This window comes from uncultured Bradyrhizobium sp. (assembly GCF_947648125.1).
In the GTDB taxonomy this organism is placed as follows: Bacteria; Pseudomonadota; Alphaproteobacteria; order Rhizobiales; family Xanthobacteraceae; genus Bradyrhizobium.
In genome coordinates, this window is record NZ_CANSMR010000004.1 from 347,595 (window position 1) to 372,374 (window position 24,780).

General features: G+C 59.5%; 26 protein-coding genes and 1 pseudogene. 17 read left to right on the forward strand and 10 right to left on the reverse strand.

Annotated features, from left to right (window positions below; all coding sequences use genetic code 11):
• The first annotated feature begins 3 nt into the window (after positions 1–3).
• The gene (locus Q0030_RS11005; protein WP_298366398.1) at positions 4–300 is read left to right on the forward strand and encodes a hypothetical protein; all 297 of its coding nucleotides are present in this window, start codon (positions 4–6) and stop codon (positions 298–300) included.
• 496 nt (positions 301–796) lie between these two features.
• Here Q0030_RS11005 and Q0030_RS11010 read toward each other — a convergent pair whose 3' ends face one another.
• Positions 797–1,831 (reverse strand): MBL fold metallo-hydrolase, encoded by a 1,035-nt coding sequence (locus Q0030_RS11010; RefSeq protein ID WP_298366400.1) that lies wholly within the window; start codon positions 1,829–1,831, stop codon positions 797–799.
• Here Q0030_RS11010 and Q0030_RS11015 point away from each other — a divergent pair.
• Positions 1,793–2,251 (forward strand): TetR family transcriptional regulator, encoded by a 459-nt coding sequence (locus Q0030_RS11015; RefSeq protein WP_298366402.1) that lies wholly within the window; start codon positions 1,793–1,795, stop codon positions 2,249–2,251. The two genes, Q0030_RS11010 and Q0030_RS11015, sit on opposite strands and share 39 nt — an antisense overlap.
• Positions 2,252–2,721: 470 nt before the next feature.
• On the opposite strand, the gene Q0030_RS11020 is transcribed toward Q0030_RS11015, so the two are convergent.
• Positions 2,722–3,618, reverse strand: a complete 897-nt coding sequence (locus Q0030_RS11020; protein WP_298366404.1) for a LysR substrate-binding domain-containing protein — start codon at positions 3,616–3,618, stop codon at positions 2,722–2,724.
• A gap of 134 nt (positions 3,619–3,752) precedes the next feature.
• Between Q0030_RS11020 and Q0030_RS11025 the strand changes: the two genes are divergently transcribed.
• Positions 3,753–5,132 carry an FAD-binding oxidoreductase gene (locus Q0030_RS11025; RefSeq protein ID WP_298366405.1) on the forward strand — a complete coding sequence of 460 codons (1,380 nt, stop codon included), beginning with the start codon at positions 3,753–3,755 and terminating at the stop codon, positions 5,130–5,132.
• 23 nt (positions 5,133–5,155) lie between these two features.
• Positions 5,156–6,331 (forward strand): MFS transporter, encoded by a 1,176-nt coding sequence (locus Q0030_RS11030; RefSeq protein ID WP_298366406.1) that lies wholly within the window; start codon positions 5,156–5,158, stop codon positions 6,329–6,331.
• Between the two features lie 68 nt (positions 6,332–6,399).
• On the opposite strand, the gene Q0030_RS11035 is transcribed toward Q0030_RS11030, so the two are convergent.
• Entirely contained in the window at positions 6,400–6,861 is a 462-nt protein-coding gene (locus tag Q0030_RS11035; RefSeq protein ID WP_298366407.1) for a cupin domain-containing protein, read from the reverse strand.
• Positions 6,862–6,967: 106 nt separating this feature from the next.
• Here Q0030_RS11035 and Q0030_RS11040 point away from each other — a divergent pair, with 106 nt between their 5' ends.
• Positions 6,968–8,524 (forward strand): winged helix-turn-helix domain-containing tetratricopeptide repeat protein, encoded by a 1,557-nt coding sequence (locus tag Q0030_RS11040; RefSeq protein ID WP_298366408.1) that lies wholly within the window; start codon positions 6,968–6,970, stop codon positions 8,522–8,524.
• A gap of 1,162 nt (positions 8,525–9,686) precedes the next feature.
• Positions 9,687–9,830, forward strand: a pseudogene (locus Q0030_RS11045) (integrase); the annotation flags it as partial.
• Between the two features lie 879 nt (positions 9,831–10,709).
• Here the strand turns inward: Q0030_RS11045 and groL (Q0030_RS11050) are convergent.
• The 5 genes from groL (Q0030_RS11050) to Q0030_RS11070 all read right to left on the reverse strand — a co-directional run bounded on the left by groL (Q0030_RS11050) (position 10,710) and on the right by Q0030_RS11070 (position 14,685).
• Entirely contained in the window at positions 10,710–12,347 is a 1,638-nt protein-coding gene (groL, locus tag Q0030_RS11050) for a chaperonin GroEL (RefSeq protein WP_298366409.1), read from the reverse strand.
• 74 nt (positions 12,348–12,421) lie between these two features.
• A complete protein-coding gene (gene rpoH, locus Q0030_RS11055) occupies positions 12,422–13,378 on the reverse strand; it encodes an RNA polymerase sigma factor RpoH (protein WP_298366410.1) in 957 nt (318 codons plus the stop codon).
• Between the two features lie 35 nt (positions 13,379–13,413).
• Entirely contained in the window at positions 13,414–13,812 is a 399-nt protein-coding gene (locus Q0030_RS11060; protein WP_298366411.1) for a hypothetical protein, read from the reverse strand.
• A gap of 13 nt (positions 13,813–13,825) precedes the next feature.
• Positions 13,826–14,149: a hypothetical protein gene (locus Q0030_RS11065; protein ID WP_298366412.1), complete on the reverse strand. Its 324-nt coding sequence runs from the start codon at positions 14,147–14,149 to the stop codon at positions 13,826–13,828.
• 83 nt (positions 14,150–14,232) lie between these two features.
• A complete protein-coding gene (locus Q0030_RS11070; RefSeq protein ID WP_298366624.1) occupies positions 14,233–14,685 on the reverse strand; it encodes an Hsp20 family protein in 453 nt (150 codons plus the stop codon).
• 302 nt (positions 14,686–14,987) lie between these two features.
• Between Q0030_RS11070 and Q0030_RS11075 the strand changes: the two genes are divergently transcribed.
• A complete protein-coding gene (locus Q0030_RS11075) occupies positions 14,988–15,197 on the forward strand; it encodes a hypothetical protein (protein WP_298366413.1) in 210 nt (69 codons plus the stop codon).
• A gap of 686 nt (positions 15,198–15,883) precedes the next feature.
• Entirely contained in the window at positions 15,884–16,105 is a 222-nt protein-coding gene (locus Q0030_RS11080; RefSeq protein ID WP_298366414.1) for a hypothetical protein, read from the forward strand.
• Positions 16,106–16,987: 882 nt separating this feature from the next.
• Here Q0030_RS11080 and Q0030_RS11085 read toward each other — a convergent pair.
• The gene (locus Q0030_RS11085; protein WP_298366416.1) at positions 16,988–17,188 is read right to left on the reverse strand and encodes a hypothetical protein; all 201 of its coding nucleotides are present in this window, start codon (positions 17,186–17,188) and stop codon (positions 16,988–16,990) included.
• Between the two features lie 462 nt (positions 17,189–17,650).
• On the opposite strand from Q0030_RS11085, the gene groES reads away from it, so the two are divergent.
• From groES to Q0030_RS11115, 6 genes are all read left to right on the forward strand, one after another.
• On the forward strand, positions 17,651–17,965 hold the full coding sequence (gene groES, locus Q0030_RS11090; RefSeq protein ID WP_172648799.1) for a co-chaperone GroES: 315 nt from the start codon (positions 17,651–17,653) through the stop codon (positions 17,963–17,965).
• A 44-nt stretch (positions 17,966–18,009) separates the two neighbouring features.
• The gene (gene groL, locus Q0030_RS11095; RefSeq protein WP_298366420.1) at positions 18,010–19,635 is read left to right on the forward strand and encodes a chaperonin GroEL; all 1,626 of its coding nucleotides are present in this window, start codon (positions 18,010–18,012) and stop codon (positions 19,633–19,635) included.
• A gap of 209 nt (positions 19,636–19,844) precedes the next feature.
• Positions 19,845–20,177 carry a hypothetical protein gene (locus tag Q0030_RS11100; protein ID WP_298366422.1) on the forward strand — a complete coding sequence of 111 codons (333 nt, stop codon included), beginning with the start codon at positions 19,845–19,847 and terminating at the stop codon, positions 20,175–20,177.
• 106 nt (positions 20,178–20,283) lie between these two features.
• Complete coding sequence (locus Q0030_RS11105) at positions 20,284–20,709, forward strand: Hsp20/alpha crystallin family protein (protein WP_212406746.1); 426 nt, start codon at positions 20,284–20,286, stop codon at positions 20,707–20,709.
• 10 nt (positions 20,710–20,719) lie between these two features.
• Positions 20,720–21,118 carry an Hsp20/alpha crystallin family protein gene (locus Q0030_RS11110; RefSeq protein WP_298366426.1) on the forward strand — a complete coding sequence of 133 codons (399 nt, stop codon included), beginning with the start codon at positions 20,720–20,722 and terminating at the stop codon, positions 21,116–21,118.
• A 445-nt stretch (positions 21,119–21,563) separates the two neighbouring features.
• Complete coding sequence (locus Q0030_RS11115) at positions 21,564–22,574, forward strand: PAS domain S-box protein (protein WP_298366428.1); 1,011 nt, start codon at positions 21,564–21,566, stop codon at positions 22,572–22,574.
• Between the two features lie 151 nt (positions 22,575–22,725).
• Here the strand turns inward: Q0030_RS11115 and Q0030_RS11120 are convergent, their stop codons facing one another.
• Positions 22,726–22,947 carry a hypothetical protein gene (locus Q0030_RS11120; protein WP_298366430.1) on the reverse strand — a complete coding sequence of 74 codons (222 nt, stop codon included), beginning with the start codon at positions 22,945–22,947 and terminating at the stop codon, positions 22,726–22,728.
• Between the two features lie 23 nt (positions 22,948–22,970).
• Here Q0030_RS11120 and Q0030_RS11125 point away from each other — a divergent pair, with 23 nt between their 5' ends.
• From Q0030_RS11125 to Q0030_RS11135, 3 genes are all read left to right on the forward strand, one after another.
• A complete protein-coding gene (locus Q0030_RS11125) occupies positions 22,971–23,420 on the forward strand; it encodes an Hsp20 family protein (protein ID WP_298366432.1) in 450 nt (149 codons plus the stop codon).
• Between the two features lie 77 nt (positions 23,421–23,497).
• Positions 23,498–23,995, forward strand: coding sequence for an Hsp20/alpha crystallin family protein (locus Q0030_RS11130; protein ID WP_298366434.1), 498 nt, complete (start codon positions 23,498–23,500; stop codon positions 23,993–23,995).
• A gap of 88 nt (positions 23,996–24,083) precedes the next feature.
• Positions 24,084–24,602 carry a hypothetical protein gene (locus Q0030_RS11135; protein ID WP_298366436.1) on the forward strand — a complete coding sequence of 173 codons (519 nt, stop codon included), beginning with the start codon at positions 24,084–24,086 and terminating at the stop codon, positions 24,600–24,602.
• The last annotated feature ends 178 nt before the right edge of the window (positions 24,603–24,780 follow it).

Here is a 24,780-nt window from a genome sequence, read left to right on the forward strand (position 1 = left end):
GCAATGGTTGACACGGCCTTTGTCACGAGCACTCAAGCACGCTATCGCCTTTTGTATTTAACATTTGCCGCCGCGCTGGCGGCCGGCGGCCTATGGGCAGCCCTTATTGAGGGACCGGCCATGCGCGCAAGCACGCAACAGCAACTGGATCACGAGTTCACCGCCGAAAATCTCGGCTTCTGCGAGAAATTCGGAATGCGCTCCGGGGCAAGCGAGTTTCTGACTTGCATCCAAGAACTGGCGATCATCAGGCAGAGGCAGGCTGACCGCGACCGTGCCGCCGAGCTTGGCATTCTCTGATCGGCAGTCACTCCATTCGTCGGAGTGGACACCCGACGCGATTCGGACGCGTGACCCTTGCCTTCGCAAGACGCCGGCAACATCAGGCTGTGGAAGCGATCTCTGTACTTTGACTAGCGAGCTTCAGACCGACCCCCTCGGATGCCAAGCTGTCTGAACTCGACCACGACTTTCTCCAGATCGCTTACTCGCTCGAATGAGACGGAACTGGAGTTCGGTTTGGGCGCGAATATTGCGTTGCAAAATAGACAAAAATGGCGCGCCACGGCCGATGAAGATGGGCACTATTGCTTCACCGTGGCGCTATGACGTGGCTGCCGATCCAGCGCTCCAATCGGCTAGCCAGCGACAGCCTGCGACTTTTGCGCTACGCCTCGCGGGCGGCTGCCTTCGATTTCGCGGAAAGTATGATTACGCCGCGATAGTGTGCCTCTCGATCAATCCCGGGTTGACGTGAGTACCGCCTTGAACCGGCGAGGCGGGGTTTCGGAATCACTTATGCGGCGGAACTCCGAAGCAGTTCGGACGCCTGACCGGAAACGCGACGGTCGTAATCATCGGCGAGAGAACGCAGGGCGGCAGCACCGTCACCCGTAAAGGAGGGACCATGCATGAGCGCCAGAGTGCGCGGCGCGAGGTTGGAGAGGCCGCGGATCGTCGCACCCATCCCGGGATTGAGGCAGGAATACTTAAACATGTCCTCCGCGGCGATCGCCGGCCCGACGATATCGCTGTCCGTCACTGCACGGTCGTTGCCAAGCTGGGTAAACAGGTCGCCGCACATCAGGGTGCGCGTCGACTCCTCATATAGCACGCCGGCATCCCAGCCATGCGGAGTGTGCGGCGTGTCGATGAAACGGACGCGCTTTCCGCCGCCGAGATCGATCACCTCTCCATCCGTCAATACGCGCGGAGGCCGATCCGCGAAATCGTTGAGCGATACCATGCAGCCGGTTTGACCGTGCGCGGGCGTCGCTTGCGGCGCGGCCGCAAGCCATTCGTTCATTGCGCCGCATTCGTCGGCCTCGAAATGGCCGAAGGCGATCCAGCGCAGGCGTTCGGGCGATATGATGCGGCTCAACGCGTCGCGATTGAGCGGAAACATTTTGCGCAAGCCGGTGTGAAACATGAGCGGTTCGTCGCCGAGAACCAGAAACTGATTGAAGGTGAAGCCGACGGGCGGCGCGATGTCCAGGACATAGGTTGAGAGCCGATAGATCCCGTCTGCGATTTCGCTGACCTTGGTTTCCACGCCTTCCTCCACATCAACCGATGGTTCAAGACTTCCGTTCAGCAATATTTCGCAGTACATAGGCGTGTATTCAAAACTGCAGAGCTTGTCAATAATGAATGCACACCATTGTGCAGTTGAATTGGGATGACACGGACCTACATTCTCAAGCGGCGCGCCGAACAGCTGGCTGAAACCCGGCGCCGGATCGTCGAAGCTGCGGTTGACCTCCACAGCAGCATCGGCCCTGGGCTTACGACGATGACCATGATCGCTGAGCGCGCCGGAGTTCAGCGCCATACGCTTTATGCGCATTTTCCCGATGAGCGCAGCCTCCTTCTGGCCTGCTCCGAGCTGGCCATGGAGCGCAACCCATTGCCCGATGCCGAGCCATGGCGTGCGATCGCCGACCAGCACGCACGCCTGCGGACCGGACTGCTGGCGATCTATGGCTGGTATGAGCGCAATGCTGCGCTGGCCGCCTGCGTGCTGCGCGACGCCGAATTCCACGCCCTCACAAAAGAGATTGTCGCGATCCGGTGGGGGCCGCATATGGCAGCCTATCAGGAGGTGCTTGGCGCCAAACTGAGCGCGAAGCAGCGGGCGTTGTTGCGGCTGGCGCTGAGCTTTTTCACCTGGCGGACGCTGGCACCCGAAGGCGGCCTGAAACGGGCCGCCGCCGTGGAGGCAATGGTTCAGGCCATCGATAGCGCAAAATGAGAATTGTTTGCGGCTCAGGGAGTCATCCCGGTGTTGAATGACGAGCCACCGCTCCATAACAGCGGGTCAAACGAGAGGTAATCAAACACATATCGATCGAGCGCTGGGCGAGCACGGGCCGGGGCAGGTGAGCCGACCTCGGCGATCTAGGCGAAATCGTGCTGCATCGTGCAAAATCGCACGGTGGCGCGCCGTACTGGATAAAAGTGCGAACGTCTATGCCCTTGAAACTACTTTATAATTTTTTTCAGGGTGCATCGTCCTGTTCTCCTCGCGCGTTCGCCGTCCGCTGGCGATGGCAACGCCCAAATTGAGCGTCGAGCAGTAGGCTGAGCTGCCGTCGCACGAAGTACAAGATATCAAGCATTTCGCCGAAGATCGATTGCACAATGTAAGCGGAGCCAGAAGAGATATCCGCGACCTCGATGCGCTGCGCCGGGCGCGCAGGTGATCCCGGCGGGCAGCCCACCTCAAGTCGTGGTCTGCCGCGGGCGGAGCCATGCAGCGAAAGCATCGATGGCCTTCGCCTTGTGATGTCGATTGCTCCACGCGAGGAAAAATCCATAGCCCGAAAGCGGCAAATCGAATGCCTTGATGAGCTTTCCGGCTTTGAGTTCGTCCTCCACAAGAACGTCGCTGCATATCCCGAGACCTTGCCCGGCGATCACGGCTTCGATCGAATGAGCCTCCTCGCGGAAGCTGAGGTGCTGACACTCGGCGAAATCCGGGACATCGCGCCAGCGCTTTCCCGCGGCCTTCAGCCAGCGTTGCCATGTCGGAGCTGTCCGGTCCGCCGGGGACCAGTAGCAGTGAATCAGAACCTGGCCGCGCAGGTCACGGGCGCGGCCCGGGTTTCGCATATTGGCTGCAAGTGCCGGCGTACAAACCGGCCAAAATTGGTCGCGAAAGAGTTCGATCGATGGTCCATCGGACGGCGCCTTCAGCGCGTAACGAATGGCGACATCCGCCTCTTCCGCTTCAAGATCAAGGACGCTGTCCGTTCCGATAACCTCAAGGGGAATATCGGGCCGTTCCTTTCGCCAGCCCGCAAGGCGCGGCACCAGCCAGCGACCGGCAAAAGCGTTGGTGGTCGTGACGCGGAGTGGCTGCCGGTCCCTGTCCCTTTTGACAGCAGCGATGATCGTTGAGAATGAATCAAGTCCATCCCGCACCACCAGGAAAAGGCGCGCTCCGGCATCCGTGAGGGTCATCGGCCGTGGTCTGCGCCTGAAAAGAGAGAGCTTACAGTAAGCTTCGAGCGCGCGGACCTGGTGGCTGATGGCAGTGGGCGTGACGCCCAACTCCGCCGCAGCGTTGCGAAAGCTCAAATGCCGTGCCGCAGCTTCGAAAGCGCGAAGCTCGTTCAAAGGGGGCAATTTCCGCATGATCTCGGTCGATCATTGTAGATGAAAAAATCTCACCTTCGGCTGAAATTTTCGCTTTTGCTTGCTTTTGTCAAGACGCTCACGATCGGCCGGTGAGATTGAGATGGAGGTGAATGATGGCCGGCGACAAGGAGACAGGTCTATCGGCCGTGATGGCGAGACGCCTTGAAAGCGGATTCAAAGGACGGATCATCGCGCCCGGCGATCTTGTCTATGACGCGACCCGCCGGGTGTGGAACGGCATGGTCGACAAGCATCCCGCTCTCATCGCGAGGTGCGTCTGCGTCGAGGATGTCATGAGAGCCGTCGGTTGCGCCCGCGAGCATGGCCTCCTGCTCTCCGTCCGCGGCGGAGGACATAACGTGGCCGGAAACGCGGTCTGTGATGGCGGTTTGATGATCGACCTTTCCGCCATGAATGGGATCGAGGTGAATGTCGACGGCCGGACGGCCCGCGCCGGAGGTGGAAGCACCTGGCGGGATTTCGATGCGGCAACGGCGGCTCACGGCCTCGCCACCACCGGCGGAATCATCCCGGCCACCGGCATCGGAGGCCTTACCCTGGGCGGCGGCCTGGGCTGGCTCATGCGCAAGCATGGCTTGAGCTGCGACAACCTCCTCTCCGCCGAGATCGTGACGGCGGACGACGCCCGATTGACCGCGAGCCCGACCGAGCGCCCGGACCTGTTCTGGGGGCTGCGCGGCGGTGGCGGCAATTTCGGCGTGGTGACCCAGCTCCGCTATCGCCTTCATCCCGTCCGGTATGTCCTGGGCGGCATGGTGATCCACCCCTTCGCCGAGGCATCCAGCATTTTGCGCTTCTGGCGGGATTTTACGACTTCCGCACCCGACGAACTCACAACTATGGCCGTGCTGTTGACAGCGCCCGATGGTCAGAAGGCGCTAGCGATCGTGGTGTGCTACTGCGGCGACTCGCGGGAGGGTGAGCGGGTGCTCGCGCCGCTGCGGGCCTTCTCCACACCTCTCGCCGATCAGATTTCGGTAATGCCGTATGTGGAGCAACAGGGCCTGCTCGAAGCCGGGTTTCCACCGGGCCGCATGAACTACTGGAAGTCGAACTTTCTTGCCGGCTTGAGCGATGACGCTATCGCGACTGTCATCGCGTCATTCGCAGAGGTCCCGTCCGCGACCTCGGCCATCGCATTCGAACAATTGGGCGGCGCGATGAGCCGGGTGGATGTCGACGACACGGCCTTCGCCCAGCGCCACGCGCCCTTCAACTTTCTTGCGGTCAGCAGTTGGGATGGAAAGGAGCCGAGCGAGGCGAACATCGCCTGGACCCGCACACTTTGGCAGGTGATGCAGCCCTATTCGGCTGGCGGCGTCTACGTGAATTATCTTAACGCTCCCGAAGACGAAGGCGCCGAGCGGATCAGGTCGGCCTATGGCGCGGTCAAATACGAGCAGCTTCTGGCGCTGAAGCGAAAATACGACCCGACAAATCTATTTCGCATGAATCAGAACATCCGCCCCTGAACCGGCTCGCCTGGGAGGATGCCATGCGAAACAGATGGACTGTTTTGGCTCTGCTGTTTTTCGTTCGCACGACGATGGCCTTGCAGTTCCAGAGCGTTGCCGCCGTCGCGCCGCTGATAGGCGAGCAGTTAACGCTCGGACTTTCCGATATCGGCCTGCTCATCGGGCTCTATTTCGCGCCTGGCGGCGTGCTGGCGCTGCCGGGAGGTGCGTTCGGCCGCCGCGTTGGCGACAGGATCGCTGTCCTCGTCGGCCTGGCGCTGATGCTGGTCGGAGGCGCGATCGTTCTGCTCGAACCGTCATGGTTTGGGCAAATCATCGGCCGGCTGATTGCCGGGACCGGCGGCATTCTTCTCAATGTTCTGATGACGAAGATGGTCGCAGATTGGTTTGCCGGCCACGAGATTGCGACGGCCATGGCCGTTTTCATCAACTCCTGGCCCTGCGGCATTGCTGTGTCGCTCCTCGTCCTTCCCGCGATCGGCGCGACCTACGGTCTTTTCACGGTGAATGTCGTCGTCTTGTCGACGGTCAATCTGGCCGCATTGCTGTTCGCCGGGCTCTACAGGAATCCTGCGTCATCGGCTGCAAGCCTGGCCGAGGGAACGATGCCGGACAGGGATGCCGTCATTGCGGTGCTTCTGGCCGGGGGCATCTGGACGGCGTATAACATGGGCTTCGCCATGGTCTTCAGCTTTGGGCCGGCCATGCTGTCCGAGCGGGGCTGGTCGGCGACCGCGGCTGGGGCGACGATCAGCATCGTCCTGTGGCTGACCGTCCTCTCGGTGCCGCTGGGCGGGTTTCTGACGGACTATCTGAAGCGGGGCGATCTCATTCTGACCTGTGCCTGCATCGCATTCGCGGCTCTTCTCGCGGTCATCTCAAGGAACGACGCTGTTGTCCCCTTGGTTGTGGTTCTCGGCCTGCTAAGCGGCCTGCCGGCCGGACCGATCATGAGCCTTCCCGCCCAATATCTGAAGCCCAGCACGCGAGCCCTTGGAATGGGCCTCTTTTACACCGTCTTCTACATCGGCATGCTGATCGGGCCGCCCGCCGGCGGTCGCTATGCCAATTGGGCCGGTGGGGCTGCGGGCGCATTTCACTTCGGCATGTTCATGCTTCTGCTGTGTCCAATCCTGCTCGCAGCTCTGCGATACACGACGCAATTCCGGTCAAATCTCATTGGCCGGAAAATCTGACCGGATGTCGAGGCGCAAGCGAGGTGGATGAATGGCAAGAGGCGCCCTTGGAAGGTCTTGACGAAGGCTTACGTGCGGGTTGTGAGGGTCGAGAGCTGATCGGTGTCGTAGCGGCCTCGCAGATCGGCGAGCGCCGTCGGGTCCGGCGCACCCTTCGCCGCGAGTTTTGCGAGTTCTTCGAAATAGTGCTCGTGGCCGGGCGGGGAGACGGTCATCAGCACGCGCGCAGGCTTCTCGCTGACATTCGTGATGTTGTGCGGCACGCCCGGTGGAATGAACAGAAAGGTCCCGGCCGTTGCACGGACCGTCTTGTCGCCGACATGCCACTCGCACTCGCCTTCGAGCAGATAGAAGGTCTCCTCCTGAACCCGATGAACATGCCGCCCGGTGGCGAACCCCGCGGGAATCGTCCAGTCGAACATGCTCGTGTGCTTGGTGTCTTCGCCGGTGACGAGGAAGACCATGGGATGGCCACGCAGCGAGACGCCCGTGTTCTCGTCTGGCATACGAATGACGGCATCGGCGCTCATGTGTCCCTCCATTGGCCGACGCTTCTCTGTGCCAGCCCAATACAGGGTCGGCCGTCTGTGTCCGGAAGTCGCTAATCCGTTCCTAAAAATCTGCTAAAACTGTCACATGACAGTCCGTGGCGACCATTATCAGTTCGGTTCGTTCCGCCTCGATCCGGTGGCAGGCATTCTATACCATCAGGCTGAGCCGACCATGCTCGGGCAACGTGCTGTCGCGCTGCTGCGCCGCCTGCTCGACAGCGCTGGTATGCCGGTGTCCAAAGATGCGTTGGTCGAGGCCGGCTGGGGCGGATTGGCAGTCGCTGACAACAACCTGACGGTCCAGATCGCCGCCCTGCGTCGGGTGCTGGCGAGCCCGGCCGACGGCGCGAGGTGGATCGAGACGCTGCCGCGGCGGGGCTATCGCTATGTCGGACCGGTCGTTGTCACAAATGACGCGCCGGCTACCACCGGCGCCGCAACCGCGCTGACATTGCCCGACAAGCCGTCCGTCGCCGTTCTGCCGTTCTCGAACCTTAGCGGCGATCCAGAACAGGACTACTTCGCCGACGGGATGGTCGATGACATCATCACCGGTCTGGCACGTATCAACTGGCTGTTTGTCATCGCGCGAAACTCGACCTTCACCTACAAGGGCCGCGCTGTGGACGTGAAGCAGGTCGGCCGCGAACTTGGCGTGCGCTACGTGCTCGAAGGCAGTGTGCGAAAGGCGGGCTGCAACGTGCGTGTGACCAGCCAGATGATTGATACATCGACCGGCGCACATGTGTGGGCCGAACGCTATGACCGCAACTCCGACGATATCTTCGCGCTTCAAGATGAGATCGCGTTGTCGGCGGTCGGCGCAATTGCGCCAAGCGTACGGCGTGCCGAAATCGACAGGGTGAAGCGCAAGCGCCCCGATAGTCTCGACGCCTACGAACTCGTGCTGCATGCCCAGCCCGATGTCGATTCCGGTATGCCCGATCGTGCCGGAAATGCGCTGCCGCTATTGCGGCGGGCGCTGGCACTCGATCCCGGCTACGCACTTGCCCACGGGTTGGTTGCGATGTGCCACCACAATCGCTTCCTGCGCTACGGCTTGCGGGAGGAGGATCGCACCGCGTCGTTACGCCACGCTCGCCTTGCGCTAGAGCATGGTCGCGACGACACGTTAGCGCTCACCTTCGCCGGCTTCTGCCTCGGCATGGACGCACATGATCGCGCGGCGGCCTTCGCCGCGTTCGAAACCGCTCTTGCGCTCAGCCCGTCCGCCGCGCTTGCATACATTTTCGGAAGCGTCATCCATAGCTGGGCCGGCGAGGCGCAGCCTGCGATCGAGTGGGGCGAGCGTGCGCTACGCCTCAGCCCATTCGACTCCTGGGCGTTCGCGGCATTCGGCTCGCAGGCGCTCGGCCATTTCCAGCAGGGCCGACTGCACGAGGCCGCGAAAGCTGCCTACCAGGCGGTGCAGTCGAACCCCGCCCATAGCATCAACTACGTCATCCTGATTGGGCCCCTGGTTGCGCTCGGCCGGCTCGATGAAGCGAGGGCTGCGGCGGCGCGTGTGCTCGAATTGCAGCCCACCTTCCGCTTCAGCCGGCAGTTCGCCGGCGTCGATTGCGCGCCGGAGCTTGCGTCGAAACTTGGTAGTACGCTCAGCGCGGCGGGGTTGCCGGACTAGCGATAGACTATCCGATCTTCGACGCATTCAACCTCCACTGCGCGGGGCTATTGGGGAGGTCGGCTCTCGTTGTGGTGGGACGCGCCCTTCTGACTGAGTGACTTCATCGTGCCATAGCTGCATACGGCGGGACCGGAAGGATTCGAACCGGTCGCGGGAACGCAACGACGTCGCAACCGCTACCGCGAAGAAGTCGTCCTGCAAGAATTGAGCATCGCGCTCTGCGGCGCTGCCACGTTGAATGGCCTCTGAGATATCTGGAGGCGATACAATCTGCTGCGAATTGCTCTGCTACGGCTCTTCGCAAAAATGCAAGATATCAACTTAATATCAAGTTGGCGCGCCCGACATGATTCGAACGTGTGACCTTGCCTTCGTAGGCAACGCTGAGCGATCGCTTGAAATAGCAATTTGAGATGGTTGGGCCTCCCCGCGTTTGGCCCGCGCGATAATGCGCATTCCGCTCTCCTTGCGGTCGCCGGAAGGATCAATACGCAGCGCCAGTTTGACACCAGCAAAAATACCAGCAAAACGAACAGCTGAAGTGAGCTTTTACGCGTATTTTCAATGCGTCGCGCAAATTTTTCCGAAAAATACGGAATCGAACCAGTGACTTAAGTCATTGTTATTATTATAATTTTTTCCGTGGTGCCCCTGGCCGATAATTGCCTAGAGCCATAACCGTTTGAATTTGAAACCACTTTTGTCGTCGATTGCTGCCGATACCAGCACAAATACCAGCAGGATGACGCGCGGTTTTCGCCGACAAAAATAAAAAAGCAGGCTTCCGGCAGCGGGCACGCCTATGCCGTTCCGGACCTCGCAATTTCTCCTTCGACCGGAATCGAACCCGGCTCTGACCGAACTCCCGGAGGGATCAATTGCGAGGTTAGTCTCAGCTGTTCGAGCGGAATGATCAAAAATCGTGGGTTTGACTCCCACTCTCTCCGTCACGCTACGCTACGGCTCTCCACAGTGTCCGATCCTTCGAATCCACCGCAGATTCGGCGAAAATCTCCGCGATGTTGCGCAGTTATTCGCGCCAAGCCGTGGTTTTTCGACGTGGGTTCGGAGGATGGTTCTTCCGCCTCTACACTTTTCTCCTCTGCTTCGCATTGTTCGAAGCGATAGCAAAACAATGACTAGCGTGATGCGGCCAGTTGGCTACATTCAAGGGCTGCTTGACGGCATTGAGTTCAAGCAGACCGCCTATGCACTGGATCGCGATTCGCGAAAAGCTGCTCTCGCCCGCTTCCTGAAGAAGGCTTCAGGCGGTGAGCCGGGAGGAAGGCGAAGAGGAGCATAGGGTGGCTGCTTAAAGCCCGCCCTCCGCTAAGCGTCAGCGACGCGCAAAAAGCGGAGGACTGAAGAAGGGTATCGCAATCCTCAGTCGCGTCGAGTCTTAGCTCGATCAGTCGCGGCGCGAGCCGCCGCCAGGGCCATCCAGTCCCGCAGCAGTCCTCTGTCCTCCTTTGAAAACGACGCCCGGCGCTTGAGATCCTCCAGTGTCTCACCGGGATGGCATCGCTCGTAGTCCTCCCGGATCAAGGACTCCAGGTAACTCCGCTCTTCTTCGCTCGCTATGTCCAGGTGGTGACGATAGTCGGTTGGCATGGTTCACGACTTGACGATGCCCGATGCCCTGCACAACGGCAAAAGCGACTGTTCAGTTCTGCTGTCAATTGCAAGCGATCGGGAACGGCACTGCGGATAACACTTTGGCGCTTTCGCTGTAACCCGAGTCAGCCTCCAATAGATCTCGAGCGCACATCAAAATCCAGTAGAGAGAGCAGGCTCGCACTGCTTGCGCGACGCTGTCATAGTGTGTCGCTCATGCATTCGCTCCGCGATAGGCTGCCGCAATTTGGTTTCCTCGACCGCGAGGAAGGAGCGGCCGTGCGTTGTCTAGCGCGCATTCGACGAGATCGCGAGGATTGCCGTCGGTTCGCCGCCTTAGACGATGACAATCCGTTACTTTGCCTGGAGGGGCGGGCCACGCCCATCGCATCGCGCGGTTCGGTTTGCAAAGACCGCGAGAGTAAATTGTGCGCGGCAATAAACGGCAAGGTCGCCGCCGCGCCAAAAACGTTAACGAGAAGCGTTGCCATGACCATTTCCGTAAGCATGCTCATTCCTCTCGCGGGCAGATGACGAAATTCCTCGCCAGCGGATGGTCCTCTCAGGCTCAAAGATCCATTTCGCCCCCGCCGGCAGGGACGCCTCGGCTAGCTCCGTTCTGCTTTTTCGGCGCCTCAGCAACCATCGCTTCCGTCGTGATCAACAGCGCTGCGATTGAAGCTGCATCCTGCAGCGCGGACCTCACGACTTTGGTTGGATCGATGATGCCTCTCGCGAAAAGATTGCCGTACTCTCCCGTCTGGGCATCGAAGCCCCAGGCGTACTCCTTGTTTTCAAGTATCTTTACGACAATGAGCGATCCGTCTTCGCCGGCATTCTCTGCAATCTGCCGTGCCGGCCAGCTGAGAGCCCGCTTGACGGTCTCCAGCCCATGGCGCTGATCGTCGTTTGCCGGCTTGAGTTTCGCTAGCACCGCTGCGGCACGCAGTAGCGCCACCCCGCCGCCCGGGAGTATACCTTCCTCGACAGCGGCACGCGTCGCGTGCATGGCATCGTCGACCCGATCCTTACGCTCCTTGACTTCGATTTCGGTCGAGCCGCCCACTCGGATCACGGCAACTCCGCCGGCTAGCTTTGCAAGCCGCTCCTGCAATTTCTCGCGGTCATAGTCCGAAGTGGTTTCCTCAATCTCCGTCTTGATCTGCCGGACACGCGCCTCGATTTCGGGCTTTTTGCCGGCGCCGCTGACGATCGTTGTGTTATCCTTGTCAATCATCACCTTCTTGGCCCGTCCAAGCATGTTCAGCGTGACGTTTTCGAGTTTGGTGCCAAGATCTTCGCTGATAAAATTGCCGCCGCTGAGGATAGCGATGTCCTGCAGCATGGCTTTGCGACGATCACCAAAACCCGGCGCCTTGACGGCGGCGACCTTTAGCCCGGCGCGCAGCCTGTTCACGACGAGTGTCGCCAGGGCTTCGCCTTCCACGTCCTCCGCGATGATCAGCAGGGGCTTTCCACTTTGTGCCACCGCTTCAAGCAAAGGCAGCAGGGTCTGCAGGCTCGAGAGCTTTTTTTCGTGGATCAGGATGTAGGGCTCCTCGAACTCGACCCGCATCTTCTCGGTGTTGGTAACGAAATATGGCGAGATGTAACCACGGTCGAACTGCATGCCCTCTACGACTTCCAGTTCGGTCTCGAGCGATTTGGCTTCCTCGACCGTAATGACGCCTTCGTTGCCGACCTTCCTCATTGCATCCGCCAAGAAGCGTCCAATCTCCCTGTCGCCATTGGCGGAAATAGTAGCAATTTGCGCGATCTCCTCGTTTGAAGCGAGCTTTCTCGAATTTTTCTTCAGTTCGCTGACCACCGCTTCGATAGCACCATCGATACCGCGCTTGAGATCCATCGGATTCATACCGGCCGCAACAGCCTTGGTGCCTTCCCGCACGATTGCGTGCGCGAGCACGGTCGCAGTCGTGGTCCCATCGCCTGCTTGGTCGGAGGTCTTCGAAGCAACCTCCCGCACCATCTGTGCTCCCATGTTCTCGAACTTGTCTTCAAGCTCGATCTCTTTGGCGACGGTGACCCCGTCCTTTGTGATCCGGGGGGCGCCAAAGCTCTTTTCGAGCACGACGTTACGGCCCTTCGGTCCCAGCGTCACCTTCACCGCATTAGCAAGTACGTCGACGCCCCGAAGCATCTTCTCCCGTGCACCAGTTGAAAATAGAACCTCCTTCGCGCTCATGATCGTTCCTCCCCGAAGGATGCTTGCCTGCATCTAATCCCCTGCCGTGATAGCGGTCCGCTGGACGACCTAGGTCAATCGGAGAAAGTTTCAAGAGCCCTTTGGCCAGCCAAGCCGGGCTTTGCCTTCTGTTGGTCCCGCTCCCGGGTGGCGTACACCAACGAATTGTCAACCCTGGCACAGACTGCGGCCTTAAGGCGCTCAAAAGCGCGCTGCTCGATCTGCCGGATTCGCTCGCGTGAAACGCGGTACTCTCTCGCCAAGTCATCCAGCGTCTTTGGTTCGTCTGTGAGCATCCGCGCTTCCAGAATTGCGCGTTCACGTGCCGACAGCACCTTGAGTGCCTCCGAAAGAGCAGTCTTTCGTCGTTCGTAGTCATCAGCGTCCGCCAGCAGGGTTTCAGAATCGGGCGAAGGATCGGCCAAACGATCCTGCCATTCCTGGGAAGTGTCTTCGTCGCTTATCGAGACATTGAGGGAGGCGTCACCACGCAGTCGCCCATTCATCTCGATCACCTCCGACGGACTTACCTTTAGGTGTTCCGAGATGTAACTCACCTGGTCCGGATGCAGATCGCCATCCTCAAGAGCGGACAACCTGTTCTTGAGCTTTCTGAGATTGAAGAAAAGTTTCTTTTGGGCAGCAGTGGTGCCCAACTTGACGAGTGACCAGGACCTCAGGATGTATTCCTGGACAGACGCCCTAATCCACCACATCGCATAGGTGGCCAGACGAAAGCCCCTCTCAGGTTCAAAGCGTTTGACGGCCTGCATCAATCCGAGATTTGCTTCCGAAACGAGATCAGCAATCGGCAGGCCGTAGCGGCGATATTTCATCGCGATCTTTGCCGCCAGCCAGAGATGACTCGTCACCAGGTGATAAGCGGCCTCGCGATCGCCATGATCTCGCCAGCGCCTGGCGTAGCTGGCCTCCTCGGACGCTTCCAAGAACGGAAATTTTCGAATCTCCGTCAGGTATCGGGAGAGCCCTCCATCCGAGGAGACCGAGGGAAGTGCTGCCATGCCCACCATGATGTTCGCTCCTTTCTTCCCCATTTGCATGCGTATCATCGGGAGGTGGTTGCCGTCGTCTTGGCGGCCACTTTGCTCGCGAGAGAAGACACTCTTCGGTGCAACCGGCGAGCGCGCTTCCTCACATAAGCTTTGGCGCTATGGCGGCCGGCGATGCCGCGGCGTCCCCTGGAGGAGAGAACAACGGACCGTCGTTCGAGCCATTCCAGGAGACGATCGTAAGTTCGGGTGATCTCTCGAAACCAAGCGCTAAGGTGCCTCATATCCAAGTCCTCCGAGAGCAAGTTGCGCTGAGTCCGGCGCTTGACGGAAACGCCGAACTCCGTCCTGTTTCGCGCCACCGGCGGCCTGGTCGCTGTCCAGGCGGAAACCAGCCGCTCGAGCTTTTTCGCCCAGCTTTTTTCGACAATGTGACGCGGCAGATTGAGTTGCATGGCCTCCTCCTAGCTAGGCTGCCGCCCGCCGCTCGGTCGAGTGCAGGCGCATAGGCCTCCCGCCTGGCGGATTGCGCGGACCACCGTCAAGGGCGCACAAGGCCTCGAGAATTTCGTCGACGCGGATGGGCGCCTTAAGGCCCTCCGGCGCGCGAAGGGCGGGAGAGGACGCGATCGCCGAGGCATCGGACGCCCACGAGGCGAGGATGGCGCGCTTCTCACCGAGGCTTAACGTCGGGTCACCGACCACGTCGCGCGGATGCGCATAGACTTTGCCGGGATGAAGAAACGCTTCAAATTCGAATACGTTGTCATGACGAGCGGTCGTCGGCCGCATGGTTGCCTCCAATTCCAAAGACGAGTTTGAGGTAGCCGCGCGGTGATCCGCGCGGCTGGGTTGGCGCCGAGTGGAAAGATCGATCAGGCGGCCTTCGCCTCGATTTGCCTGACATTGCCTGTGCTCACTTCGCCGATCGGGATGCGGCGCGGCTTCATCGCTTCCGGAATTTCGCGCAGAAAGTCGATGATAAGCAGGCCGTGCTCGAAGCGAGCACCCCTGACCTCGACATGGTCGGCCAGTGTGAATTGGCGCCGGAAGGAACGCGCCGAAATGCCGCGATGCAGAAAGGTCTTCTCTTCCTTCTCACCCTTGCGGCCTTCGAGCGTCAGCACATTTTGCTCGACGGTGAGCGCGATCTCGTCCTGCGTGAATCCCGCCAGAGCCACCGAAATTCGGAAGCGGTTTTCGTCGAGACGCTCGATGTTGTAGGGGGGATAGCTCTCTTCGGCAGTCCGCTGGACCTCGTCGAGAACGTCAAAAAGGCGGTCGAAGCCGATGGTCGACCTCCAGAGGGGAGTCCAATCATACCTCATAGCCAAATCCTCCTGAGAGCAAGTTGGGTACGAGCCGGCACCGGACACCTGCCGGTGCCCGCCTTTCAGTCCGGGGCCCATGTGGCGCCCCGGCCGCATCTCTGCGTACCCAAAAGAATCTTCAAGCTTGGAAAAAGTTCAAGAGGGTGGGGAAAATTTTTCTGCTTCCGGCAACGGCGTGGTTAACCCACCGTTGAGTGCCCGCGGTGTCTTGACAGTGGGCTTCCCGCGCCTAATTTTTTCGGCGCAAGGGGGCTTTTCCTCTTGCACAAGGAAAGCATGACGACCGTCAGGAGACGACGATGATCGAGGAGAATCTTGCCCGCCTGCGGGCGTACCGCAACAACATTCGCCGCTACGAGCGGTTGCTCGCGACGCAACTCTCGGACCTGGAGCGGGCCTTCATCGTAAAGCGACTGGAGGAAGAACAGGCCGAAGCCGAAGCTCTCGTCAAAACGACATTTCCCTTCAGTCTGCCGGCGCTTGGGCAACCGGCGGAAGCAGCAGCTTAGAGGCGCGTCATGTCTGGACTCGAAGCTTTCATTATCCGGGGACACGAGAAAATCATCGATCACTATCGGCGACTGCGCGATTCCGCTCCTTCCCGCGCCGAGCGCGAACGTTTCCAGCGGTGTATGGAGGAAGAAGAGGAAGCTTTGCGGAAGTTTGTCGAAGGGCGATCGCCTCCGCTACGGCGCGCGGCATAGTCCTCCGCGGTCGCCACGCTCTTTTCCCAGAGACACGCATACCTTGGTGCGTGACTTATGCACGACCACGGCGTTTTTGCAGAGCCAAAGAGATGGATTGGTCTCGCATGAGGAGCGTGAGGCCTTTGTCTATCTGCGAACATGGATCGACGCCCTGCATTCCATCGACCAGCCGCAGACAGTCGAGATTCCCGTGCCGCGTGTTCGTGAAATGCCGTCGCACTCGAGCAAGGAAAGGTGGGAGAGGGTTTGATGATTGACAAAAAGCGCCGCCCCACCTTTGCGGGTGCCGCAGACCTCGTCGCGCACGCTAAGGTGGCGGCCCGCCATCTTTGAAGACCTGTGCGCAGCTTGCACGAACGGCGACAAGGGTGCGGCACGAGCAGCGCTGCGCCAGGCGATTAGCGAGCTCGAGGTGGCGCGAGCCATGTTACGGACTGGACTTGAATGAGGGGGAGCAACATTGTCGGGTATCTCGCGATGAGGTTGTGATGACGACGAAGGTTCATGATGCGTTGACGGAGGCCCTTGATTGCGTGAAGGCAAGGGGGCTTATCCGCAAGTACAGCCTTGTCTGGAGTGGACGGAGCGAGGTGCCGCACATCACCGTCTGGAAAGCGACCGATGCTTCAGATGAAGCGCTGCGCCACTCTCTTGCGGAATCTCTTGCCGGCCTCGCAACCGAGTCGCAGGTTACCATTGAAAGAGAGTAGGTGGGTTTGGGTGTTACGAATCCCGAGTTCTCCTCGGCTCTTTGCGATGCCGAGTGACCTGCCGCGAGCCCTGCCCGAAGCAGGGATTTCAAACTTGGCCAACAGTTCAGGACCTGCGAGTGTCGAGGAGGGCCGCTAATCACACGCTCACCTGTCAACACAACGCAATGAAGCCCGACGAAGCTATTCCGGAAGTTCGGCCGAGCAGCTGCTCTTGAAGATTGGCCACGCTGCTCTAGATCGCTTACCGCTAAGGACGAATGGCCGCGGATCAGATTCGGGGCGCCGTTTAGACAACTTCAGCAAGATGGGCTCGTCAGCGGCATGAGGGGCGGGAGATAAGGTCCGACTGCTGCGCTCCCGGCGAGGTGTGACCATGGCAGTTCGCATAGAGATTGTCATTGAATGTGGTCAAGGGAAGGTGCCGCCAAGGGCGTATGTTGGAATGCCTGCCGGCTCTCTTGACCAGGATGGTAGGACGGTGCTCACGACCCGTGAAGCCTCGTTCGCTGCATTGGAGGCGCAGGTGCGTGAGATAAAGGCGCAATTGGATGCCTGTCTCGCCGAAGCAAAGGCTTGCTTGCCAGCTTGAGTCGGTGCGCTAGGAATTCATAAGGATTTCGGAGCGCATTGAGGTTGAGGAAGCGCCCTTCCGCGACCAGCTTCCTTCTCTATCTCTCTACTCCTCATCGAACGACAAGAAAATCATTCGTTTAGAGATACCCGAGGCGCCGATCTGGCTGAACGAAGTTGTGCCGGATCAGAGTTCATTTCAGGACTTCGCTGACTATCTCTGCCTTTTTTGCGCAAGGCGAAGCGTAGGCTAGCGGGCCTCGCACGTAAGGCCGGTCCGATGCGGATGATCAGTCAACTGAGGTCGCCTCACTTCGGCGGCTGGAGTCCGGGAGACGTGATCCAGCTAGCTACTTCGGCTACCATTTCGTTTTCGCGAGCCTTTCGTAGAAGCTCTGCCTGCTCCGGCCCTGGAGGAAGCTTTTTTGCTTCGTCTCTAAGGCGTTTGGCTTCGTCGGCGAGCCGTTCTTCGAGGGTAATGGTTTGTCTAAAACGGCGGCGAATCTTCATGACACAACCTCGTGCTTACGGGTCCTAACCGTAGGGTTCGCACTTTCGGTTTTAGTACGTAGTCACGCGGCGATCTGTTTCCAAGTTACCAGGCACCAAACTCGATCACCACCAACGACGCGTACGTCTTGATGCCGGCCAAGTCTCGTCGCATGCAGCGGCAATGCGCGATGCGCTGCCAGCAACAGCACCCCCGGGGCTAGCATGATGCGGGACCATGCGGACAGCAGAGATAGCCCCGCACCGGTTCGGACCGTCAACCAAACCAATCTTATGCAGTGTTTTCGTGCATCGCCTGGGTCGCCGCTGCAAGCCGCACGTTGACAGTCGCTTAGTGGGAGCGCCAAAAAATTTCGTCGTTCCCCTTGAATCGGATTTTTTCTGCCCCTAGGTGGTTTTTCCGCCGGGGGCTGGTTACCGGCTCCGGTTAAATGACTCGCTAGACTGTTAAGGAGGATGTGCATGCATTTCCGTCCGTTGCACGACCGTGTGCTCGTGCGCCGCATTGATGCCGAGGAGAAGACCGCCGGGGGCATCATCATTCCCGACACCGCAAAGGAGAAGCCGCAGGAAGGCGAGATCATCGCTGCTGGTCCCGGCGCGCGGAATGAGCAGGGCCAATTGGTACCGCTCGACGTGAAAACGGGAGACCGCGTCTTGTTCGGCAAATGGTCGGGGACCGAGGTGAAGATCGATGGCCAGGATCTCCTGATCATGAAGGAGAGCGATCTCCTGGGTATCGTCGAGCATAGCGGCAAGTTGAAGAAAGCGGCCTGACGCCGCTGAAAAACTGACAGTCATAAAAGAGAGGAGATTTGAACATGGCTGCCAAGGACGTGAAATTTTCGACCGAGGCCCGCGAGCGCATGCTGCGAGGAGTGGACACACTGGCGAATGCGGTGAAGGTCACACTCGGTCCCAAGGGACGCAACGTGGTGATCGAGAAATCATTCGGAGCGCCGCGCATCACCAAGGACGGCGTCACCGTCGCCAAGGAAATCGAGCTGGAAGACAAGTTCGAGAATATGGGCGCCCAGATGGTGCGCGAGGTGGCGTCCAAGACCAACGATCTGGCCGGCGACGGCACCACCACGGCGACGGTGCTGGCGCAGGCCATCGTCAAGGAAGGTACGAAATCGGTCGCGGCCGGCATGAACCCGATGGACCTCAAGCGCGGCATCGATCTCGCGGTGGAAGCAATTGTCAGCGACTTGAAGGCGCATGCCAAGAAGGTCACGTCCAATGACGAGATCGCGCAGATCGGAACGATCTCGGCCAATGGCGACACGGAGATCGGCCGTTTCCTCGCCGATGCCATGCAGAAGGTTGGCAACGAGGGCGCCATCACGGTCGAGGAGGCCAAGAGCCTCAATACCGAGCTTGAGGTGGTCGAAGGTATGCAGTTCGACCGCGGCTACGTCTCACCCTATTTCGTCACCAACGCCGAAAAGATGAAGGTCGAGCTCGAAGACCCCTACATTCTGATCCACGAGAAGAAATTGTCCGGGCTGCAAACCATGCTTCCCCTGCTGGAGGCTGTCGTGCAAACCGGCAAGCCGCTTTTGATCGTCGCCGAGGACGTCGAGGGCGAAGCGCTGGCAACGCTTGTCGTCAACAAGCTGCGCGGCGGCCTGAAGATCGCTGCCGTGAAGGCGCCGGGCTTCGGCGATCGCCGCAAGGCCATGCTCGAGGACATCGCCACACTTACCGGCGGTACCACGATATCCGAGGATCTCGGCATCAAGCTCGAGAATGTCACGCTCAACATGCTCGGGCGCGCCAAGAAGGTGGTGATCGACAAGGAGAACACCACCATTGTCGACGGGGCTGGTGCCAAGAAGGACATCGAAGCCCGCGCTGCACAGATCAAGGCGCAGATCGACGAAACCACCTCGGACTATGATCGCGAGAAGTTGCAGGAGCGGCTCGCGAAGCTCGCGGGCGGCGTTGCTGTGCTTCGCGTCGGTGGTGCCACGGAAGTCGAGGTCAAGGAGAAGAAGGACCGCGTCGACGACGCGCTCCATGCCACGCGTGCGGCAGTCGAGGAAGGCATCCTTCCTGGCGGTGGTGTCGCGCTGCTTCGCGCGCTCAAGGCGCTGGACAGCATCAAGACAGCGAACGCAGACCAGAAGGCCGGCGTCGACATCGTGCGCCGGGCGATCCAGGTACCGGCGCGGCAGATTGTCCAGAACGCCGGCGAGGACGGCTCGCTGGTGGTCGGCAAGCTGCTTGAGAACGCGAGCTACAACTGGGGCTTCAATGCTGCGACCGGCGAATATCAGGATCTGGTCAAGGCGGGCGTGATTGACCCCGCTAAGGTGGTCCGAACGGCGTTGCAGGACGCGGCCTCAGTTGCGTCGCTGTTAATCACCACGGAAGCGCTCGTGGCCGACAAGCCCAAGAAGGCGGAGCCTCATACACCGGCCGCGCCACCGATGGACTTCTGACAAGATTTGCGCCCGGCTGGCCGAACGGCCGGGCGCTCGCTTCATCTCTAAGCAAGGAGATCATTAACACAAAGAGAAATGGGGATCCAAAATGAGCACCCGGATCGAAGCTCTGTTGCGAAAGAGTGAGGCTGCCTCGAATTGGCTCATGCTGGCCTCAAGCTTTGCAACCATCGCATGGGTAAGTTTTCGAACGATAGGAGGATGAGATGATCAAAGATCAAACCATTGGCTCCGCTCGTGCGGAGAAAGGTCGCGCCAACAGCCGCATTATTCAAAGTCTGATGACAGCGTTGCTGGCATCGGCGCTGACGCTGCCGTCGCTGGCCGCTTGGGGAACGGAGCGTTCGCCGGAGCAACCAGCGGCGAGAGCCGGCGACGTCCTGCCTTTGCCGCCAATCCGGTATCTCGACTCGATGCCCTGGATGAACTGGAAGGCATCGGCGCCGACGCTGAGGATCGATACGCTCATGTCCCCGAGCATCACGCCCTGGGGTGTCCTGAAACCCCCTCAGGAGCCGACCTCGCCGACATTGGGTTGATTGCTGCTTTCATCAGCAATGCGGACAGTGACTCGCGATCCGCATCGCGTTGATCGTGGTTGAACAGCTGTCTTGTGCCTTTTGAGGCCGTCAACGGAGGAAATAGATGTTCGCTGGCTTTAGTGACCCATTTGAAGCGCTGCTGGCTCTGCAGCGCGCACTCGACGCACGCGTCGCAAGCGACTGGATGGGACGGGGAACCGCTGCGATCGGCAGTTTCCCGCCCATCAATATATTCCAGAAGGATGGCGACCTTGTTGCTGTCGTCGAACTGCCAGGTGTCGACAAAAACGATCTGGAAATCGAAGCGAAGGAAAATACCATTCGCATCCGGGGCAAAAAGACGATCGCTTATGGAGAGCAGGCGAGCGTCCATCGCCGCGAGCGTATCAGTGGCGTGTTTGACCGGACGTTATCGGTGCCGATTCGGATCGAACCTGATCGAATCAAGGCCGAATATCGCGACGGCATCCTTGCGCTGTTCATACCGCGGGCAGAGGCCGATAAGCCGCGTTCCATCAAGGTAAGCTAGGGAGGCTACTATGGCAGAGTCCCAGGAACTACAGGTCCAGCAGAAGCGCGAAGTTGAGAAGAAAACCGAAGGCACGACGCCGGGACGGGCATTCGTGCCAGTGACGGACATATTTGAGACTCCCGAGGCGCTGACGGTCGTACTGGAGATGCCGGGCGTCGACCGCAATAGCATCGAGGCGAATGTCGAGGATGACATCGTCACTATTGAAGGTCGGATTGATTTCTCGAAGTATGAAGGGATGCAGCCGGTCTACACCGAATACAACGTGGGCCACTACGCGCGCAGCTTTCAGATCTCCAACAAGGTTGACCAGAGCAAGATCAGCGCCCAAATGAAAGACGGCGTGGTCACGATCGTGCTGCCCAAAGCCGAGCAGGCCAAGCCGCGCAAGATTCAGGTGAGTTAGCGCGGCCTGCCATCGTGAGGCTGCTGGCTTCGGAATTTCGACTCGATGATCTTCGGCGTTGGCGCTGAGACTGGCGCCACGCCTGGGCTGCAGCAGAGAACCCCGAGATAGAACGCGGACGAGACCGGCGTTCACTTGCGACGTTGGCCGAGCGGGTTAGATGACGCCAAAGTGCAGTCCGCGTTGCGCTGGAAAGCTTTCTTGCTCATGTTGGCCCTTGAAAACCGTAACGGATCATCTTCCTCATCTAGGTGGTCGGCCCGGCCGGACGACCTAAGGGCGCGGACTCGAAACGCGCAGCCAGCCATAGCCGGATGGATGCGAGTTGGACGAAGGCACCGACAATTTCCGCTGAAACCGTGCCAATGGAGACTTCTTGCCTTTGGGTTCAGTGCTATGATTGGCGCACCTACTGCAGTGCACGTCCGGGTTTTGGGGGTCCCCATTGGCGCCTAAAGAACAGTCGGGGCTTCAACGCGAACCTCTCGTCAGCGAGCCGGCCCTGGAACGTGCCGAGCGCTTGGCCAATCTGCTGGCCTCCATAGTTGAGAATAGCGACGATGTGATCGTTAGCAAAAATCTGGACGGCATTATTACAAGCTGGAACAGGGCGGCTGAGCGCATCTTCGGCTATTCGGCCGCCGAGGCGATCGGCCAGCCCATTACACTTGTGATTCCGGAGGACCGACAAAGCGAAGAACGCGAGATTTTAACCCGCATCCGACGTGGTGAGCGCATCGACCACTTTGAGACCGTTCGGCGACATAAAGATGGTAGCTCAATCGTCGTTTCGCTGACCATTTCTCCTGTCAAGGATGCCCGCGGCAACATCATTGGCGCATCAAAGATTGCGAGGGATATTACCGAGCACAAGCGAGCTCAGGAACAGATTGGCGTTCTGGCGCGCGAGGCGGAGCACCGAAGCAAGAACATCCTCGCGAACGTACAGGCAATCATCAATCTTTCTCAGTCCGACACCTGCGAGCGCCTCAAGGAAGTGATCAGCGGGCGCATCCAAGCGATGGCAAATGTTCACTCGCTGTTCGTTGAAGCGCGGTGGATAGGAGCGGAAGTCTCGGCGATCGCCAAGCAGGAGCTTGCCCCTTATCTCCAGGAGGGTCACGACAAGCGGATTCTGATGGACGGTCTGCAAACCGTATTAGAACCCACCGCTGCGCAGGCGATTGCTGTGGTTCTGCATGAATTGGCAACCAACGCTGCCAAGTATGGAGCGCTATCGAACGCGAAAGGCCGGATTGCATTGACGTGGTCGCGCACCCAGGATGGACAGGTAATACTCCGCTGGACCGAATTGGGCGGTCCGAAAGTAAATGCGCCCGAACGCAAGGGCTTCGGTAGTCGCCTCATCGAAGGAACCATCAGGCCACTTGGCGGCAAGGTGCTCTTTGACTGGCGCGCGGAAGGGCTGGTTTGCGAAATCGCCGTTCCGACGTAAAATCCAATCGAGCTTGGCTTCGCTGCTCTCGCGACATATTGCGCTGCTCCACACAGTTTCCTGATCGCGAACGAGCGGCGGGTCATTCTGCATTGCAAAAAACTGCGCGACGATCCCTCGACCGAAGAACGCCGCCAGCTGATGCGCTTGGTCAGCGAGGCCGAAACTTGGCTGAAAGGTCTCGCTGCGCAAGCTGCAACGCAAAATTAACCGAAGGAAAATCGCCGCAAAAATTTTTCGGGACGCCCTTGAAATTGATTACCCTTCTTCTAAGTCGTTTTTTGCCGCTTGCAGTGGTGCCGGGCGCCAGCTTTGGGTCCGGTGAACTGAACAGGGCGTCAGACACGGGTGTCTTGCGCTCCTTCGTATCCATCTTGCTCTCAGGAGGACTTGGCTATGAGGACTTATGATTTCGCTCCCCTGTGGCGTTCGAGCATCGGCTTCGACCGCCTTTTCGATCTCCTCGACGAAACCCAGCACAGGACCGAGGACAGTTACCCGCCCTATAACATCGAACGGCTCGGCGAAGATCGCTATCAGATCTCGCTGGCGCTGGCCGGATTCGGCCCCGATGAGATCGCGGTGACGGCCGAGCAGAACGTGCTCACCGTGGAAGGCCGCAAGGGCGGCAAGGACCAGCACGAATATCTCTACCAGGGCATTTCGGCTCGGCCGTTCAAGCGGCAATACAACCTTGCTGACTACGTCCAGGTGAAAACTGCCGCGTTCGACAACGGCCTGCTCCGGATCGAACTCGTCCGCGAAATCCCCGAGGCCATGAAGCCCCGGCGCATCGCCATCGGCGGTGGCGCCCCGGCCGGGCAAATCACGCAGAAGGCAGCTTAGCCCGCCTTTCGCTTGATCTCGTCGCACGGGCCGCAATTTGTCCGGGCGTCGACCAGCTTCATGTCAAGGAGGATATCATGGGTATTCGTGATCTTGTTCCGTGGACGAAAGGTCAGCAGCTCCCAACCCGTCAGGAGCCTTTCGATCCGTTTCTCACGCTTCACCGCGAGATGAACCGGCTTTTCGACGACGTCTTTCGCGGGTTCGGCCCGCTCGGTCGCTTCGGCAATCCTTTGATGGAGGGCCAATTCACCTGGCCTCGGCTCGAACTCAGCGAAACCGACAAGTCGGTCACGGTTACGGCCGAACTTCCAGGTCTCAGCGAAAGGGACGTTCAGGTCGAGATCGCCAACGGCGTTCTTTCGATCCGCGGCGAGAAGAAGGCCGACCGCAGCGACGACTCGAAGTTCGTCAGCGAACGCTACTACGGATCGTTCGAACGCCAGATTTCGCTGGAGGGCGTCGAAGAAGACAAGGCGCAAGCCGACTTCAAGAACGGCGTCCTCACTGTAACGCTTCCGAAGTCTGAGCAGTCAAACCGCAACGTCAAGCGTATCGCGATCAATACCAACTGAAAGCAAGAAGGCGGCGGCGTGGCCGCCGCCTTCAACCTCCTCTCAGATCAACCTGTCTCTCCACGAAAGGAGCAAAAGGAGACACGACATGAGCCAAGCCAATCGCACCGCCAACAATGTTGGGCCCGTTTTCCACCCGGCATCTCATTACAATTCACCCGACGATGTCTTGGGTGATTTCAAGCTGTCCACCGACGAAAAGCGAGTAATCTTGTCGTCCTGGGCATCGGATATGTACACCGTCGAATCCCAGCCCGCCCTTCGTGAGGTCCCGGGTCTCCCGCACAGACTACGTTTGGACAGCATCCTGGCGGCGCTGAAGCAGCTTGAGGACGAGGACGATCCACCGCCACGCGGGGGATTGGCCATGCGGCTTCCTCGTCTCAGCAAGCTTGATTGCACTGCGTCGGACAGACCGCAGCGTATGTTCGGAAGGCACGCAGCCACCAGGCGGCATCGGTCGATGCCGGCGCCGCGCACAGCAAATCATTTGCGATGGACTCGCGAAGCAAATGTGCGGCGATATCGAAAGCTCCTGAACACACAATTGACTGACGTTGAACGCACCTTCATAGAGCGGCGGCTCGCTGAAGAACTGCAGAGCTGACAGGGCTTAAGGGTCAGTGGGTTCGGTGATGTCTACGATTGATGACAGCTTCAGTGAGATCAGATCCGTACGGAACGACATCTGGCGCTGTCGTAGGCTGCTCCAGACTGAGCTCGTCGATGCTGAACGAGAAATTGTGGAGAAACGCCTTCGCGAACGGCTGTCAACCTTTGAAGGG

What these genes read in the sequence shown, in the direction of transcription:
- Q0030_RS11005 (WP_298366398.1), top strand. Translation starts at nt 4, where the DNA reads ATGGTTGACACGGCCTTTGTCACGAGCACTCAAGCACGCTATCGCCTT.
- Q0030_RS11015 (WP_298366402.1), top strand. Translation starts at nt 1,793, where the DNA reads ATGACCATGATCGCTGAGCGCGCCGGAGTTCAGCGCCATACGCTTTAT.
- Q0030_RS11010 (WP_298366400.1), bottom strand. Translation starts at nt 1,831, where the DNA reads ATGGCGCTGAACTCCGGCGCGCTCAGCGATCATGGTCATCGTCGTAAG.
- Q0030_RS11025 (WP_298366405.1), top strand. Translation starts at nt 3,753, where the DNA reads ATGGCCGGCGACAAGGAGACAGGTCTATCGGCCGTGATGGCGAGACGC.
- Q0030_RS11030 (WP_298366406.1), top strand. Translation starts at nt 5,156, where the DNA reads ATGCGAAACAGATGGACTGTTTTGGCTCTGCTGTTTTTCGTTCGCACG.
- Q0030_RS11035 (WP_298366407.1), bottom strand. Translation starts at nt 6,861, where the DNA reads ATGAGCGCCGATGCCGTCATTCGTATGCCAGACGAGAACACGGGCGTC.
- Q0030_RS11040 (WP_298366408.1), top strand. Translation starts at nt 6,968, where the DNA reads ATGACAGTCCGTGGCGACCATTATCAGTTCGGTTCGTTCCGCCTCGAT.
- groL (WP_298366409.1), bottom strand. Translation starts at nt 12,347, where the DNA reads ATGAGCGCGAAGGAGGTTCTATTTTCAACTGGTGCACGGGAGAAGATG.
- rpoH (WP_298366410.1), bottom strand. Translation starts at nt 13,378, where the DNA reads ATGGTGGGCATGGCAGCACTTCCCTCGGTCTCCTCGGATGGAGGGCTC.
- Q0030_RS11060 (WP_298366411.1), bottom strand. Translation starts at nt 13,812, where the DNA reads ATGCAACTCAATCTGCCGCGTCACATTGTCGAAAAAAGCTGGGCGAAA.
- Q0030_RS11065 (WP_298366412.1), bottom strand. Translation starts at nt 14,149, where the DNA reads ATGCGGCCGACGACCGCTCGTCATGACAACGTATTCGAATTTGAAGCG.
- Q0030_RS11070 (WP_298366624.1), bottom strand. Translation starts at nt 14,685, where the DNA reads ATGAGGTATGATTGGACTCCCCTCTGGAGGTCGACCATCGGCTTCGAC.
- Q0030_RS11075 (WP_298366413.1), top strand. Translation starts at nt 14,988, where the DNA reads ATGATCGAGGAGAATCTTGCCCGCCTGCGGGCGTACCGCAACAACATT.
- Q0030_RS11080 (WP_298366414.1), top strand. Translation starts at nt 15,884, where the DNA reads ATGACGACGAAGGTTCATGATGCGTTGACGGAGGCCCTTGATTGCGTG.
- Q0030_RS11085 (WP_298366416.1), bottom strand. Translation starts at nt 17,188, where the DNA reads ATGAAGATTCGCCGCCGTTTTAGACAAACCATTACCCTCGAAGAACGG.
- groES (WP_172648799.1), top strand. Translation starts at nt 17,651, where the DNA reads ATGCATTTCCGTCCGTTGCACGACCGTGTGCTCGTGCGCCGCATTGAT.
- groL (WP_298366420.1), top strand. Translation starts at nt 18,010, where the DNA reads ATGGCTGCCAAGGACGTGAAATTTTCGACCGAGGCCCGCGAGCGCATG.
- Q0030_RS11100 (WP_298366422.1), top strand. Translation starts at nt 19,845, where the DNA reads ATGATCAAAGATCAAACCATTGGCTCCGCTCGTGCGGAGAAAGGTCGC.
- Q0030_RS11105 (WP_212406746.1), top strand. Translation starts at nt 20,284, where the DNA reads ATGTTCGCTGGCTTTAGTGACCCATTTGAAGCGCTGCTGGCTCTGCAG.
- Q0030_RS11110 (WP_298366426.1), top strand. Translation starts at nt 20,720, where the DNA reads ATGGCAGAGTCCCAGGAACTACAGGTCCAGCAGAAGCGCGAAGTTGAG.
- Q0030_RS11120 (WP_298366430.1), bottom strand. Translation starts at nt 22,947, where the DNA reads ATGGATACGAAGGAGCGCAAGACACCCGTGTCTGACGCCCTGTTCAGT.
- Q0030_RS11125 (WP_298366432.1), top strand. Translation starts at nt 22,971, where the DNA reads ATGAGGACTTATGATTTCGCTCCCCTGTGGCGTTCGAGCATCGGCTTC.
- Q0030_RS11130 (WP_298366434.1), top strand. Translation starts at nt 23,498, where the DNA reads ATGGGTATTCGTGATCTTGTTCCGTGGACGAAAGGTCAGCAGCTCCCA.
- Q0030_RS11135 (WP_298366436.1), top strand. Translation starts at nt 24,084, where the DNA reads ATGAGCCAAGCCAATCGCACCGCCAACAATGTTGGGCCCGTTTTCCAC.